Origin of the sequence: Vibrio sinensis (assembly GCF_003605645.1) — a bacterium.
In the GTDB taxonomy this organism is placed as follows: Bacteria; Pseudomonadota; Gammaproteobacteria; order Enterobacterales; family Vibrionaceae; genus Vibrio; species Vibrio sinensis.
This window is the reverse complement of sequence record NZ_QVMU01000003.1, coordinates 61,690-76,553: the sequence shown is the minus strand read 5'-3', so window position 1 is coordinate 76,553 and position 14,864 is coordinate 61,690. Positions and strand designations below refer to the sequence as shown.

Sequence of the window (14,864 nt, the reverse complement as noted above, 5' to 3'; positions counted from 1 at the left end):
AGTATATGAATGAGATGTCAGCAATTTGTCGCCTGCTAGGTTCTTTCTTTTATTTATCTATAAACGCAGAACAGAATCAGATAGCTATAGGGCAGCTTCGGCAACACTACCATGATATCAATGAGGAATTCAGCCAATTTGTCCTCTCGATAGATAGTGATGATCCACAAGCACTCGATTGTGATTTTTTCAAGTTGTTTGAGGGGGCTGCAGTTATGGATGCTCCACCATGGGGATCGGTATATCTTGATCAAGAGAGCATATTATTTGGCTACTCAACCGTACGTTATCAACATTTTATGCATAAATATCATTTAGCATTGAATTTAGATATGAATGAACCTAGAGATCAGTTTGGTTTGATGCTTTTGGCTGCAAGTGAACTTTTTGAAAGAAAAGACTCAGATATTGCGGTAAAAGAGCTGTTTGGTGAGCATATACTTCCTTGGTGTTTTCGTTATCTGGAACTTGTAGAGCTACATGCTGATACGAATAGTTATAAAGCTTTAGCACGGTTAGCGTGTGCTTGCTGTGCTTACATCAAAGAGGATTTAGATATCAATATTGAGTCTGTACCACTGTATCGGTGATAGTAAAAATATAGCAAGATAAGGTGACTCAAGTCGTTAGATGCTGCGTGTTGAGGGTTCTTATCTTGCTACGGCTTAAATGGAAATTAAATAGCGCTTAGCTTGCCATCTTTAGCGTGCATCGCTGGTATCCAAGCGAGTTTGTCTGCTGACATCTTGTTACCGCAAGGCATTTTGATGTGGTTGACTAGCCAAACTACGCAACCTTTTTCTAGGTTGAATAATACGCGTACATGAGAGAAAAGATCGCCATCATCAAACGCTGTCGAAACAGGTAATGCTGCGCCTTGCCATGCTTCAGTTACGTTAGCGAGCGAATCATGTACCGTTAAGCTAAGTACTTCCGGTTCGATATCTTTAACAATGCGCATTTCGATGCGAGTGTTAGTTCCATCTTCAGATAGGCTGATTTGGTGAGGGATATTATTGTCGTTCCAAGAAAGAGTATGCATCGTTTAGGCCTCAAGCCATTGGTTAGAAATTTTGATAATCGCTTTGCGGACTGGCATCGGCTCGTTAGTGGCAACTAATGGGCGATGAGGCTGCTCAACTTTGAAAATAACGAAATCATTGACGTTAAGGTTAACAAATTGCTCATCGATGATGTCTTCACTAAATGCGAGATCGCGATTTTCTAACATATCTTCAGCAATGCTTTGGAATGGGTGTTCGCTGTAGCCAAAAGTTTCTTCACCAGAAAGTAGTATCTGTACGTCGATGTACTTACGGTGGATTTCAGACTTTCGTTCATTCAATAACTGAGTATTGTCGTCGACAACAAAGAAGAATACATCGTCACCCACAAGCGGGTATCGACCGTTTTCAGTCGAAGAACTCAAATGCTGTTTAACTTGCTCAATGATTTTAAGCAGTTTGCTTGGTAGATGTTGACACAGGTGTAGCTCAGATAAAGTGCCTTTAAACACAGGATACCTCTTTAACCGTTTTGGTTACTCCATTGGGAAACCAATTATAAGGATTTCCTTTAAATTGGTTGACCAATTTAAAGGAGGAATGAGAAGTCTATCAAGTAATACTTTTAAGAATGGTGCGCGACGGGCTATGCAGCTAGGTAAACAAATCTGCGGTCGTTGATAAATCAGATAATTGCTTTAGCATCGTATTTGCTGTTTTGGCTTTAATGAATAGGCACATCCAATAACGACTATAGTTGCACCAATGGCTTGAACGAAAGTGATTTCCTCACCCAGAGTGAGATAAGCAACGACAGCTGTTGAGAGCGGGACCATGATTTGCAGCATATTGAAAGTAATCACGCCGCTTTTCTTAATGATATGAAAAGCCATTAACATGCCCGTCACCATGCCATACATTCCAGCAAAGATAAGGAAAATAATCAGCGCGTCAGAGCTGGTGGATAGCTGTTGAATTTTACCTGAATATATCGCGATGAATAGGTTGATAAGGCCTGCGATAATGGCCGTTGAAGCACAAATGACCATGGTGTGTATCTTATTAGAGATACTCTTCACTAATAAATTTTGTATTGCACTGATTGTAATGGCGATGGTCCAAAAAAATGAACCAAGTATGAAATTGGCACTATTTCCGGTTTGCTGGGCACTGAAGACAAAGATTAGTGAGCCGACGATCGCGAGGGTGCTTCCAAATATAAACCGAAAGCTCGACGCTTTTTTGCGTTCATCTAAATAAAATATCGACGCCAAAGTGGTTGTTACGGGCAATGCCAGTATACAAAATACACTTCCAGTTAGCGCAGAAGTTAATTGCATGCCATTCATAAAAAAGTACATATTGGCTGTCATCAAAATGCCGACCAAAAGCAGTTTCATAGTGAGCACTGGGTGACTAAAGATCTTTTTGACCTCACTACGATGCTTAATCATCACGATCAGCAAGAAGAGGCAACCTCCAGAAAGAAAACGAACGGCATTATTATTGAGGGTGTCAAAATTGATGCTGGCATAGCGAAGAATAGGAAATCCGATCCCCACAAGGACCACGTAAGCGATAAAAAGAAAACTATCTGAGCTGCGTTTGTTCGTGGCTGATGCCATGCTTATATTCACGTTCCACTCCATGCGAATCCGATTGTTGCATCAGCATTATACAATGAAGTTTTTTTTCATTAAAATGATTTAATGTGAAGTTATCTTTTATTTTGATATCTAAAGCGAATTAATCCATTCAATTTAACTGGTTTTCACGCTGTTGCTCTTTTATCACGGTAGGCCGACTTTTTAGGTTGATAATGATAACATTGTGGGATGACGAGTGATTATCAATGACACTTTGAAATTCAAGTAACGCGAAGTTGTTTGTTTCACCTTGTGCTTGATATGAGCCTTTTACAATAAGAGATACAAATTAGTGGCAGCAAAATATTACGTCGTTTGGAAAGGGCGTCAAACGGGCATTTTTACTACGTGGGCTCAGTGCCAAACGCAAGTGGATAAGTTTGCAGGGGCGAGATTTAAGTCTTACCCAAGTTTAGCTGAAGCTGAAGCAGCTTTTGGTGGGAAAAGTATCGGGAACAGTGGTGGTTCGGCTGCAAAAGCTTATAAAGCAATGGGCAGTAATACGACAGGCAGAAAAACGGTAAAGAAACCGAAAGCGGCTGCTTTGACTCAAGAGCAAATTACCGAGATGCCATTTAATATCAAAATTTTCACCGATGGCGCATGTGAGCCGAATCCTGGTGAAGCAGGAACAGGTATAGCGATTTATAAAGATAATCAATTGTCTGAATTGTGGTATGGCTTATATCATCCGATGGGCACGAACAACACCGCTGAGCTAAATGGTTTACACCAAGCGTTTATGATGGCGCAAGAGAAATTAGCACAAGGCCTCAGTGTCGCTATTTATTGTGATTCAATGTATTCCATCCAATGTATTACCCAATGGGCTTCTGGTTGGGAGAAAAAAGGCTGGGTGCGACAAGGCGGTGAAATAAAAAATCTAGAGTTGATTAAGCTGATGTATGCTCTTTATCTTCAGATCCAATCCAAAGTGACTATCTACCATGTTAATGGTCACGTCGGTATTGAGGGAAATGAGTTGGCGGATCGTATGTCAATTATTGCCATTGAATCACAGCAACAATCGCTGAACTTGTATCGCGAGTCTTACGATATAGACGAAATATTGGCATCGCGAAGAGGGTAATTCTGCGTGTTGTTAGTTTGAATAAAAAACGAGAGCGAGGCTCTCGTTTTTGTTTGTACGAGACAATGATGTGAAGATTATTTTTTCATCATCTTAGCGAGATCAGCAAACGGGTTGTGTGTAGCACTAACGTGATCGTCTAAACGAGCCGTTGCTTCAACACCGTAAAGATCGTGATCAAGGTATTTTGAGTGTTCATGATCGTGACAATATAGGCACAATAGTTCCCAGTTACTGCCATCTTCTGGGTTATTGGTGTGGTTGTGGTCAACGTGGTGAACGGTCAATTCACGTAAGTTCGAATAGACAAATTCACGGGCACATTTACCACAAACCCAAGGATAGAGTTTCAATGCTTTTTCACGGTAGCCATGCTCTTGACGAGCGTATGCAGCGCTAGAACCGTTGTAATCAGACGACATATTTAAACCTACATAATAGTGTTCTAAAGAAATTGAAAGCACTTTATCACAAACTATTATTCGTGTGCTAATGGCGAATGTTGAGCATTATCTTAGAGTGGGAAATTGGATCTTGATTTGAAATAACGCGTGGGATGATTTTGTGAAAAGGCTCAACATGGCCGTGAATATCAGTTGATCTTCACGGCCACTATTTTGTGTTGCTTTCAGAGGGGTTAAACGACTAGTGTGTTATTCGTCGTCGAACATTTCCATCAATGTTTGTGATAAAACAAAGTAGTTAGCCCCTGATTTAGCATCGACAAAATCTAACAAGCGGTCGTAATCACCATTACTATCAGCATGAATCATTTGACGTAGTGACGTTTCAATTACATTTGAGTCTGCTGTAAAACCAATGAACATCGTACCGTGTTCTAGTGCATTACCAAATGGTCTATTTTGGCGCAACATCTTGATTTCTTTATCATCAATGATCACTTTACTCTTGTTGTTATGCGCCCAAGCTGGTTTGACGTCATCGTCTAATTCGATGTTATCGAATTTTGTACGCCCTATGACTTTTTCTTGGTATTCCTGTGGTTGTTTTTGCCATTCAAGTTCTTTATCAACATAGCGTTGAACGGTTAAATAACTACCACCAAGGTGAACTTCTTCGTCATCTTTTACTAATACCGCATCAATTCGAGCTTGATGTTTTGGGTTTTCAGTACCATCAACGAAATCAATCAAATCGCGGTTATCAAGATATTTAAAACCTTGAATATCCTCAACTAAATCAGCAGATTCTCTAAATGCGGAGAGTAGGTATTTTGCCGCTTGGTAATTCAAGTCAATACGCTCTGATTTAATGATCAAGAATATATCGCCAGCTGTGCTTGGGAAATGGCGGTTGCCATCTTGCATCTCAGTAAACGTGGTGAGGTGTATTGGCGTCGGAACATCAGGAAGAATTAAAGGCCAACCGTTTTTTGATAACGCAACAGTAATGGTTAGATTTGCACTTGGATCTTTTTGTGAGATCGATTTTTCGATACCTGCTATTTGAGAAAGTGCATCTTGGACAGATTCTGTGTCTGCGGTACTTTTGAGGACAAAAGTAAGGTACTCAGCAAATGTAGAAGGATCGGATAGCACACCCAGTTGTGCGCGTTCTGCAATGTTATTAGTCATTATACGAAGCCTTAAATATCATTCCTATTATGCATAGAACTATATACCAATTATCCAGATAGAGTTTTTATGCATGCTTAAGTTGCAACTATTAATGTTTAGCTCATTTTGTGCATATACCCAAGTAACCTCATTAACAAGTTATCTCGATCTGCTTGTTTTATAAAAAGTACAGTCATTGCAATTAAATGAAGCTATCAACTAAGCTCCACAATAAATATCCGTTCAGAGCCAAAACGAGTAAAACAATAACTCCCCCAATCAGTGATACAAAACGGTGATTGCGAAACCCGCCCATAATGTCACGGCGACTAGTAAAGATAAGTAATGGAATAATCGCGAGTGCAACACCAAAACTTAATACTACTTGGCTTGCGACCAGAATGTCTGTGGTGCTCACTCCCATCATAATAAAACCAAAAGCGGGCAACATAGTGATGGTGCGGCGAAGCCATAGCGGAATACTAAAATGAACAAACCCCTGCATGACGACTTGTCCGGCGAGTGTCCCTACAACTGTAGATGACAAGCCAGAAGCAATTAATGACAAACCAAATAACAGTGCTGCGCCTTTACCAAGCAAAGGAGTCAGAGTTTCATAGGCGGTTTCAATGCTCGCAATATCACTACGGCCGGTGTGATGGAATACGGCAGCCGCCATAGCGATAATCGCGATATTAACAAAGCCGGCAATCGTCATTGCAATTAGGACATCAACACGGGTCATTTTTAGGCGTTGCATAATGCTGTGACCGGTTGGTGAACTAAACAAGGCAGAATGGAGATAAACAACATGAGGCATAACGGTCGCACCAAGAATCGCCGCTGCAAGATAAACTTGTTTAGGATCATTTAAGGTTGGAATTAAAAGTCCAGTTGCGACAGGGCCAGCTTCTGGTTTGGCCATCATTAATTCAATGACGTAGATAACGGCTACAAAAATCAGCAAGCCACCAATAAACATTTCAAGAGGTTTTTGGCTATTACGTCCAAGGGTTAGTATCGCTAGACTTAACAATGCGGTGATCGCAGCACCTTCGAATAAACTGACGCCTAATAGCAGCTGAAAACCGACTGCTGCTCCAATAAACTCGGCTAAATCGGTGGCCATTGCGATGATTTCAGCTTGAATCCAATAAGGAATGACTGCCCATTTGGGCAAGTTATCGCGCAGATGTTCGGCTAGGTTTTTCCCAGTCACAATCCCCAGCTTGGCTGAGAGATATTGGATCAGCATCGCCATGAGGTTTGCCCACAACACTACCCAAAGAAGTTGATAGCCAAACGCTGATCCTGCTTCGATATTGGTCGCAAAGTTGCCGGGATCAATGTAACCAATTGCTGCGATGAAAGCTGGGCCAATAAGACGTTTGCTATTACTTTTTAAAAATGAAGGTTGGGCAGGATTGGCAGCAATGCCATTGGTTGAAAGCGAGGCTAACGCAGTCATGGTGGTGTGTCCGGTGATTGAGATAGTATTAATCTACGCCTCGTGGAAATAAGTTTCTAGCTCGTAATAACTATCACTCTGATAGCATGTGTCGATGATTCGTTCATTGGTGTTTACGGTTGAAAGCTCTAATTTATGCTGAGTTGCTAAATTTTAAAGAGAGGTGATAATGCGTTGGTTTTCTTTTTATAGTGTTGTTTGTCATGCGTCTCGATAAGTTTGTTTGCAAAAGTACCGAATTCACCAAAGTTGAAGCGATTCAATCGATTCATGCTGGGAACGTAAGTGTCAATGGTCAAATTTGTTATGACGAAGCCCATCAGGTTCATGAAAACAATACTGTGAGCTTGGAAGATCGGATACTGACTCCGCGGGCTTTTCGCTATATTCTGCTGCATAAACCAGCCGGTACTATTTGTTCTAATATTGATGAGCATTACCCCTCTGTATTTAATTATGTTGATGTTGAGAACACCTCAGAATTACATATTGTGGGGCGTTTGGATGCTGATACGACGGGGCTCGTGTTGATTACTGACGATGGTCGCTGGTCTTTTAATATCACGGTGCCAACGAAACAATGCAATAAGGTTTATCGTGTTGGATTATCACGCCCGATCGCTGAAGAGATGACGGAGCAATTTAAACACGGTCTACAGTTACAAGGGGAGTCGCAATTAACTCGACCAGCCACCTTAGATATAGTGACACCTAAAGAAGTTTTGCTGACGATTACTGAGGGTAAATTCCATCAGGTTAAACGTATGTTCTCGGCGGTGGGCAACCGTGTTGTCTCACTCCATCGTGAGAAAATCGGTCAAATAGAGTTAGATATTGCTGTTGGGCAATGGCGTTATCTCACTTCAGACGAGGTAGAGTCTTTTAACCGCTAATACTAATGGCATATTTATAACAGCCATACCTACAGCCATATTTATAACAAGCGTAGCTACAGCAACTTGCTATTTATTGATTGACGGTAGAGTGTGGAAAATGACGGCTCGGAGTTATATTTCCCGCGACATACCGAGCGGTCTTTTGCCATCACAAGCCCCTTTTTCAACGTTTTGAATTGGGCTGCTACCTTTTAATCCCCAACGATGATCCTCTCGGCTCAATTTTCGATATTGAGTCGGTGTCACACCTAAATAGGTTTGAAATGTTTCATAGAATCGGCTACTAGAATTAAAGCCAACCGTGAGTGAAATATCTAAAATTGTCCTTTCAGTATCACTGAGTAAAGCGCGAGCATGATTGATGCGCATCGCGGTAATGTATTGTTTGATCGTTAACTGCATTGTGCGTTGGAAAATCCCCATTGCATAGTTGGCATGCAGGCCGACATGCTCGGCGATTTGCGCAGCAGTTAACTGCGTATCATGATGCGTCGCGATAAATTCCAACATTTGGCTGACATAAAATTGTGAGTGTTTGGATACACCATTTTTGACAGCTTTCTCAGCGCGGCTCATGGAAAGTTGTTGCCAACCATCCAAGCAGACTCGTTTGAGCATCAAACCAATTTCATCCGCTGCTAGTTGCTGTCTGCTTTGCGAAGAACCACTCATTTCTTTTGTCCAACGCGCAATTTCAAATTCACTAATTAATGAGCAATCATTTGATTGAACAACGGCGCCATGAGTGATCTGATTGACTAGATCTCGACTGAGGGGCCAAGACATAAAATGGTGAATTGGAATGTTAATGATCCCCATATTATGGCTTTTGCCTGGGTTGGTAAGTCGATGTGGTACTGATGCCCAAAACAGGCCAATGGCCCCATCTTTTACCACGACCGGATTACCATTAATGATGTATTCCACATCGTCGCCAAATGGAATATTGACTTCAACTTGTCCATGCCAGTGATAACCGGGCATTTCATGGGGAGGGCGAAGCTCAATATCAATTTTCTCATAGGAGGAATAAAGAGATAGCGGGCTAATTGAAACACTTTCAGAAGAATAGTTTTCTAGAGCGACGACCGGTGATGGGGTGGGCTGACGCGTTTTCATGTCGCCTCCTTAGGAAATGGTAGTTTTCCTTTCTATCAGACTTTCAATGTTGAAACTTAGAGCTCAGTCATGACGTTGATAGGACTCATTGTTAAGCGGCGGAATAATTTCAAAATATTGATGAAGATACCGATTCTTAAGATATTTATTTAATTTAGGCGGCAAATACTCCCCAAATTGTGGATAGTTCTCCTGTTTCCTAAGATTTGTTATTTTCCGATTTTAAATGTGAGAAAACAGGATAGTGCTGTGATTTAGCGAGACGAATAGTGAAGTGGTGTCGGTGTAATTTGTATCCATCGAAACAAGTTTGATTGATACAAAAGGATTCAAATAATGAAAAGCCCTAAAATTACCTTTATTGGCGCAGGATCGACCATTTTCGTTAAGAATATTCTTGGTGATGTGTTCCATAAACCAGCATTAAAAGACGCCCAAATAGCATTAATGGATATTGATCCTCTGCGTTTAGAAGAGTCTCAATTAGTTGTCAGTAAGTTAATGGAGTCTGCGGGTGCAACGGGATCAATTACCTGTCACTTGGATCAAAAACAAGCACTACAAGGGGCTGACTTTGTCGTGATTGCATTCCAAATTGGTGGATATGAGCCTTGTACTGTTACCGATTTTGAAGTGTGCAAACGCCATGGTTTGGAGCAAACAATAGCCGATACTCTTGGGCCTGGCGGGATTATGCGTTCACTACGTACTATTCCACATTTGTGGCAAGTATGTGAAGACATGACGGAAATTTGTCCTAATGCGACCATGCTCAATTACGTCAATCCAATGGCGATGAATACTTGGGCTATGTATGAAAAATATCCTCATATTAAACAAGTTGGTCTGTGTCACTCTGTTCAAGGTACAGCAGAAGAACTGGCTCGCGATCTTAATTTAGATTATGCCGATTTGCGCTATACCTGTGCGGGTATCAACCATATGGCCTATTACCTAACGTTAGAGAAAAAAACAGAGCAGGGTGACTATGTCGACATCTACCCTGATCTATTGGCGGCATTTGAGAATGGATCGGCTCCGAAAGCGGGGCTTCACCATGATGGGCGCTGCACTAACCTAGTGCGCTACGAGATGTTCAAAAAATTGGGCTACTTCGTTACAGAATCATCAGAGCATTTTGCCGAGTACACGCCTTACTTTATTAAGCCAAACCGCCCTGATCTTATTGAGCGTTATAAAGTGCCATTGGATGAGTATCCGAAGCGTTGTGTTGAGCAAATTGCACAATGGAAAAAAGACCTCGAAGAGTTCAAAAACGCCGACCAAATTTCAGTGCAAGAATCTCATGAATACGCCAGTACGATCATGAATGCTATATGGACTGGAATACCAAGTGTGATTTACGGCAATGTGAAGAATGAAGCACTAATTGATAACTTGCCTCACGGCTGTTGCGTTGAAGTGGCATGTTTAGTCGACGCTAACGGTATTCAACCTATCAAAGCCGGCAAGTTGCCAAGCCATTTGGCCGCATTGATGCAAACCAATATCAATGTTCAAACTCTACTGACTGAAGCCATCTTGACCGAAAATCGTGATCGAATTTACCACGCTGCAATGCTGGATCCTCATACCGCCGCGGTATTAGGAATTGAAGAAATTTACGCGCTTGTTGACGATTTGATTGCCGCTCATGATGGCTGGTTACCTGAGTGGGTAGGGAAGTAATCCCGCAGGAAACTGATATTAGAATAAGAGTAAAACAGCATTTAAAACCATAACGTGATGATAATTTGGAGACGCCTTCGAACACGAAGGCGTAAGGAGTAACAATGAGCATTTCGATGAACACAAAGCTGAGCTATGGCTTCGGCGCTTTTGGTAAAGATTTTGCTATTACAATTGTTTACATGTATCTGATGTATTACTACACCGATGTTGTCGGCATTTCAGCGGGCATTGTTGGTACTATTTTCTTAGTTGCGCGAATTTGGGATGCAGTCAATGACCCTATCATGGGGTGGGTAGTCAATAATACCCGCACTCGTTGGGGGAAATTTAAGCCGTGGATTTTGATTGGCACGATCACAAACTCTGTGGTGCTGTTCATGCTATTTAGTGCCCATTATATTGATGGCCCATGGTTAATTGCTTATGCCGCGGTGACTTACATTTTATGGGGTATGACTTATACCTTAATGGATATTCCTTTTTGGTCATTAGTCCCTACGTTAACTCTAGATAAACGTGAACGTGAAGAATTGGTCCCATTCCCTCGTTTTTTTGCAAGCTTAGCATGGGTGGTGACAGCGGCGATTGCGATGCCTTTTGTTAACTATGTGGGTGGTGATGACAAAGGATTTGGATTCCAAGTATTTACCTTGCTTTTGATTGTCTGTTTTGTCGTATCGACTTATATCACGCTGCGTAACGTCAAAGAGCGTTATTCCACTGATATGCTAGAAAATGACAAAGTAGAAGAAAAGATTACTTTTAAGACCATGCTGTCACTGATTTACAAAAACGATCAGCTTTCAGCCGTATTGTGTATGGCGTTGTCTTATAACTTAGCGACTAATATTATTACTGCGTTCGCTGTCTATTACTTCACTTATGTGGTTGGTAATGAGGAGTTGTTCCCTTATTACATGGCGTATGCTGGTATTGCGAATCTAATTACCTTAGTACTATTCCCTAAACTGGCTCAGCTATTTTCTCGTCGCGTTCTTTGGGCATGTGCTTCTAGCTTCCCAATCTTAGGCAGTGCTGTGTTGATTTACGTCGGTATGTACGATAAGCAAAGTATTCTACTTATCTCTACCGCTGGTGTGCTGCTCCAAATTGGTACGGCGTTGTTCTGGGTGTTGAACGTCATTATGGTGGCAGATACAGTGGATTACGGTGAATATAAGCTAGGCGTTCGCTGTGAAAGTATCGCTTATTCGGTTCAAACTTTGGTGGTAAAAGCAGGCTCAGCGTTTGCCGCGTTCTTTATCGGTGTGGCTTTGACAGCAGTGCAATATGTACCTAATGTTGAGCAAACGGCGGATACAGTCTTTGGTATGCAATGCGTGATGGTCGGCCTACCTAGCTTATTCTTCGCCATTGCTTTGATTATGTACTTCCGTTATTACAAATTGAACGGTGCATACCATCAGCAAATTCAAGACTACTTAACGGATAAATACGATCACGTTGAAGGTGATAAAGCAGCCGAGCCAGTCATCACGACAGACAAACCTGCCGCAGCATTGTAAATCAAAGTTGATAGACAAAGGCTTTTCCTAACGGAAGAGCCTTTTTGTGTTTGCTTTGTACTATTTGAGTACAGCTTTACATTGTGTAATTAAGCTTAAGCAGTTGATCAATAGCTAGGCATGGATTTTAAATTGTCCCACAATTTTTTGTAGCTGGGCCGACAAAGCGGCTAACTCTTCACTTGATTGCACAGTTTGCTCTGCACCTGCAACGCTCTCGCGAGATATTTCATTTACACTGACCACATTTTGATTGATTTGTTCAACCGTGACACTTTGCTCCTCGGAAGCGCTTGCACTTTGAGTGCTCATATCGTGTATTTGACCAATAGAGTTTGTGATAGTGTCAAATGCATTACCAGACAGTTCTGCTTTTACTACACTGGCTTTAACGACATCACTACTATTTCTCATACTTTCAACAACATCTTTCGTACCATGCTGTAATCGTTCAATTAGGCTCTGAATTTCTGAGGTCGAGTCTTGAGTACGCTGTGCTAAGCCACGAACTTCGTCAGCGACGACCGCAAATCCTCTGCCTTGATCACCCGCTCGAGCTGCCTCAATAGCCGCATTGAGAGCAAGTAGATTAGTTTGATCTGCGATACCAAGAATAACATCTAGTATTCCCCCAATATTGGTCGCTTCTTGAGCGAGGTCGTTGAGACGAATCATAGTGCTATCAATTTCAGTTTCAAGGATGCTAATACTATCAATGGTTTCTTTTACAACGGAACGGCCTTGCTGGGCTTCAATATTCGCTTCTTTGGCAAACTGAGCGGTATCAACTGCATTCTTAGCGACTTCTTGTACGGAGATGGCCATTTGGTTCATCGCTACAGCGACTTGATCTGTCATGTGCATTTGCTCATTTGCGCCGTTATTTGTGCTGACGGTGATGCTTGTGAGTTGGTTTGAAGAGAGGCTGAGCTGTTCACTCGCCGTCATCATGTTACCAATGACGGTTTTGAGATTATCGGCGGTTGATTTTAGCGCGTTGGTGAGTTCACCAATTTCGTTTTTAGGCCCTTTATTTATGTTAACGGTCAGGTCACCTTTCGCGAGTTGTTTGGCTATATCAATTACTGAATTGATTTGTGAGGTAATACTCTTAGCGATGACTGAACCAAAACCGAAATTGAAAATGGCAGTACTAATTCCCCCAATAATAATGACCATCAAAGCTAAACTGGACGCAGAGGCAGCCGCTTCTTTTCGCTGCGCCATTAAATTTTGTTCAACATTCACTATGGTCGTTACTTTTTCACGTAAGCTATCCATGTATTGCTTACCCTGCTTTTCCTCAAGCTTGGTATATAACTCATCCATTGAACTAAAACGGTTGGCATTACGTACAAGTTCAATTGCAGTAGCGGCATAATTATGAATCCATTCGTTAATATTTCGGGTAAGTTGCGATTCTGTCATTCCTTTTAATAATTGTTCTATATTGGCTTTTCCAGCGTTATAAGGTTCTAAAAATTCTTCTTGACGATTTAGCATGAAACCACGTAGACCAGTTTCCATGTTAATCATGTTATCGATCAATTCTTCTCCGTTATAATATTGCCCCGTGGCAATTTGCTCTCTGAGGCCATCCATTTTTTGTTTACCAATACCACTCGAAAGTAATGCTTTTAATTCATCAACATAAACTTCGCTCTGATAAATATTTTCACGCAGTGCGATGACTTCTTGCGCGTAAATTTGCCATCCTCTAGCTTCTTTCTCGACAGCGTCGAAACGCTGTTGTTGTGCGGGGTTGTCACTTGTTAATTCTTTCGCCTTTAACAAGTATTGGTCGAATGCTTTTTTACCGAGATGATAGGGTTCTAGGTATTCCTCTTGTCCGGCGACTGCATAACCGCGTAGACCTGTTTCTTGGTCAACCATGGAATTTACCAGTCCATTTGATTGCGCAATGACTCGATAGGTATGCGTCACCATATCGTCGGTTTGACTCATTGTTCTTATTGAATTCCATACTACTGTGCACAATATAGCCAGCATACCGACAGTAATGATATTACCGAAAAGCAACTTCTTTCGAATCGTAAGATCTGATGTATTCATAGTTTATTATCCTTAACCCTTTTAATCCCTAGTCTTTATTATCCCTAGCTCTCGATAGGTAAAATCAGCAAGTCATTCTTTAGTATTAATTTTGTTATTTCTATTTTGCTCTTTTTTCATACTAGTAGAGCTTGCCGATTGTGCACGGATAATCTAGCTAGAGTCGGTGCCATTGACATTTTTTGGCTTTATTACACTGTCTTAAAAATAAGAGGGTGGGGAGGGGATTGAAGTGATGAAAGTAAACTTTAGGGTGAGTTGGTGAATTTGCCGTTTGTCTGTAATTCTGCGTAATTTGAACAATTTCGTATCTACTCTATTGTAAATAGTGAGTTCGCCTTTTATGAACCATTCGTGCTTTTCATAAGTATTGGGGTAGAACAACGGCGTTTTGTCGTCGGAATCAGGACTATTCGGATGGATATTGGTATGGGTAAAAAATGGTCTCGATGGTTAATAGTTCCACTGGCGTGTGCCGGCTTTTCTATTTCCTTTGGTGTATATGCAGACAATAAATTTAACTTGGGTAAAGAGAAAGCAAAGGTCTGTATGACCTGTCATGGGGTAAATGGCATCTCTAGTATTCAGTCGTACCCTAATCTCCGTGGACAGAAAATGTCCTACCTCATCACGTCGTTAAAGAGTTATCAATCTCGTGAACGAACCGGGGGTTTGGCTGTTCTGATGCAACAGCAAGCAGACGCTTTATCCGATGAAGATATGTCAGATATTGCTTATTACTATTCTCAACTGGGTTCAGAGTTTAAATAGTA

14 protein-coding genes are annotated in these 14,864 nt (G+C 41.4%); 6 read left to right on the top strand and 8 right to left on the bottom strand.

All coding sequences use genetic code 11. From position 1 onward, the window contains the following. Positions 1–5: 5 nt before the first annotated feature. Positions 6–590: a molecular chaperone TorD family protein gene (locus DZ860_RS05380; protein ID WP_120029903.1), complete on the top strand. Its 585-nt coding sequence runs from the start codon at positions 6–8 to the stop codon at positions 588–590. 86 nt (positions 591–676) lie between these two features. Here the strand turns inward: DZ860_RS05380 and DZ860_RS05375 are convergent, their stop codons facing one another. From DZ860_RS05375 to DZ860_RS05365, 3 genes are all read right to left on the bottom strand, one after another. Next, positions 677–1,042: a hypothetical protein gene (locus DZ860_RS05375; protein WP_120029902.1), complete on the bottom strand. Its 366-nt coding sequence runs from the start codon at positions 1,040–1,042 to the stop codon at positions 677–679. Between the two features lie 3 nt (positions 1,043–1,045). Next, positions 1,046–1,516 (bottom strand): NanQ anomerase/TabA/YiaL family protein, encoded by a 471-nt coding sequence (locus DZ860_RS05370; protein ID WP_120029901.1) that lies wholly within the window; start codon positions 1,514–1,516, stop codon positions 1,046–1,048. 186 nt (positions 1,517–1,702) lie between these two features. Beyond that, complete coding sequence (locus DZ860_RS05365; RefSeq protein ID WP_243641813.1) at positions 1,703–2,641, bottom strand: DMT family transporter; 939 nt, start codon at positions 2,639–2,641, stop codon at positions 1,703–1,705. A 301-nt stretch (positions 2,642–2,942) separates the two neighbouring features. Between DZ860_RS05365 and DZ860_RS05360 the strand changes: the two genes are divergently transcribed. Further along, the gene (locus tag DZ860_RS05360; protein ID WP_120029899.1) at positions 2,943–3,740 is read left to right on the top strand and encodes a ribonuclease H family protein; all 798 of its coding nucleotides are present in this window, start codon (positions 2,943–2,945) and stop codon (positions 3,738–3,740) included. Between the two features lie 77 nt (positions 3,741–3,817). Here the strand turns inward: DZ860_RS05360 and DZ860_RS05355 are convergent, their stop codons facing one another. From DZ860_RS05355 to DZ860_RS05345, 3 genes are all read right to left on the bottom strand, one after another. Beyond that, the gene (locus tag DZ860_RS05355; protein ID WP_120029898.1) at positions 3,818–4,162 is read right to left on the bottom strand and encodes a YajD family HNH nuclease; all 345 of its coding nucleotides are present in this window, start codon (positions 4,160–4,162) and stop codon (positions 3,818–3,820) included. Positions 4,163–4,393: 231 nt separating this feature from the next. Then, positions 4,394–5,335 (bottom strand): Dyp-type peroxidase, encoded by a 942-nt coding sequence (locus DZ860_RS05350; RefSeq protein WP_120029897.1) that lies wholly within the window; start codon positions 5,333–5,335, stop codon positions 4,394–4,396. A gap of 184 nt (positions 5,336–5,519) precedes the next feature. Further along, on the bottom strand, positions 5,520–6,785 hold the full coding sequence (locus tag DZ860_RS05345) for an Nramp family divalent metal transporter (RefSeq protein WP_243641812.1): 1,266 nt from the start codon (positions 6,783–6,785) through the stop codon (positions 5,520–5,522). A gap of 203 nt (positions 6,786–6,988) precedes the next feature. On the opposite strand from DZ860_RS05345, the gene DZ860_RS05340 reads away from it, so the two are divergent. After that, positions 6,989–7,678 (top strand): pseudouridine synthase, encoded by a 690-nt coding sequence (locus DZ860_RS05340; RefSeq protein ID WP_120029896.1) that lies wholly within the window; start codon positions 6,989–6,991, stop codon positions 7,676–7,678. A gap of 114 nt (positions 7,679–7,792) precedes the next feature. Here the strand turns inward: DZ860_RS05340 and melR are convergent, their stop codons facing one another. After that, a complete protein-coding gene (gene melR / locus DZ860_RS05335) occupies positions 7,793–8,800 on the bottom strand; it encodes a transcriptional regulator MelR (protein ID WP_120029895.1) in 1,008 nt (335 codons plus the stop codon). 336 nt (positions 8,801–9,136) lie between these two features. Between melR and DZ860_RS05330 the strand changes: the two genes are divergently transcribed. Together DZ860_RS05330 and melB are read left to right on the top strand one after the other, a co-directional pair. Further along, positions 9,137–10,489, top strand: coding sequence for an alpha-glucosidase/alpha-galactosidase (locus DZ860_RS05330; RefSeq protein WP_120029894.1), 1,353 nt, complete (start codon positions 9,137–9,139; stop codon positions 10,487–10,489). A 104-nt stretch (positions 10,490–10,593) separates the two neighbouring features. Further along, the gene (melB, locus tag DZ860_RS05325; protein WP_120029893.1) at positions 10,594–12,018 is read left to right on the top strand and encodes a melibiose:sodium transporter MelB; all 1,425 of its coding nucleotides are present in this window, start codon (positions 10,594–10,596) and stop codon (positions 12,016–12,018) included. Between the two features lie 114 nt (positions 12,019–12,132). Here the strand turns inward: melB and DZ860_RS05320 are convergent, their stop codons facing one another. Beyond that, positions 12,133–14,091, bottom strand: a complete 1,959-nt coding sequence (locus tag DZ860_RS05320; protein WP_120029892.1) for a CHASE3 domain-containing protein — start codon at positions 14,089–14,091, stop codon at positions 12,133–12,135. A 429-nt stretch (positions 14,092–14,520) separates the two neighbouring features. Here DZ860_RS05320 and DZ860_RS05315 point away from each other — a divergent pair, with 429 nt between their 5' ends. Next, positions 14,521–14,862 carry a c-type cytochrome gene (locus DZ860_RS05315; RefSeq protein ID WP_120030086.1) on the top strand — a complete coding sequence of 114 codons (342 nt, stop codon included), beginning with the start codon at positions 14,521–14,523 and terminating at the stop codon, positions 14,860–14,862. Positions 14,863–14,864 lie beyond the last annotated feature (2 nt).

Bases quoted from the DNA above. Each gene is read 5' to 3' on its own strand.
- DZ860_RS05380 (WP_120029903.1), top strand. From the start codon at position 6: ATGAATGAGATGTCAGCAATTTGTCGCCTGCTAGGTTCTTTCTTTTAT.
- DZ860_RS05375 (WP_120029902.1), bottom strand. From the start codon at position 1,042: ATGCATACTCTTTCTTGGAACGACAATAATATCCCTCACCAAATCAGC.
- DZ860_RS05355 (WP_120029898.1), bottom strand. From the start codon at position 4,162: ATGTCGTCTGATTACAACGGTTCTAGCGCTGCATACGCTCGTCAAGAG.
- DZ860_RS05350 (WP_120029897.1), bottom strand. From the start codon at position 5,335: ATGACTAATAACATTGCAGAACGCGCACAACTGGGTGTGCTATCCGAT.
- DZ860_RS05345 (WP_243641812.1), bottom strand. From the start codon at position 6,785: ATGACTGCGTTAGCCTCGCTTTCAACCAATGGCATTGCTGCCAATCCT.
- DZ860_RS05340 (WP_120029896.1), top strand. From the start codon at position 6,989: ATGCGTCTCGATAAGTTTGTTTGCAAAAGTACCGAATTCACCAAAGTT.
- melR (WP_120029895.1), bottom strand. From the start codon at position 8,800: ATGAAAACGCGTCAGCCCACCCCATCACCGGTCGTCGCTCTAGAAAAC.
- DZ860_RS05330 (WP_120029894.1), top strand. From the start codon at position 9,137: ATGAAAAGCCCTAAAATTACCTTTATTGGCGCAGGATCGACCATTTTC.
- melB (WP_120029893.1), top strand. From the start codon at position 10,594: ATGAGCATTTCGATGAACACAAAGCTGAGCTATGGCTTCGGCGCTTTT.
- DZ860_RS05320 (WP_120029892.1), bottom strand. From the start codon at position 14,091: ATGAATACATCAGATCTTACGATTCGAAAGAAGTTGCTTTTCGGTAAT.
- DZ860_RS05315 (WP_120030086.1), top strand. From the start codon at position 14,521: ATGGGTAAAAAATGGTCTCGATGGTTAATAGTTCCACTGGCGTGTGCC.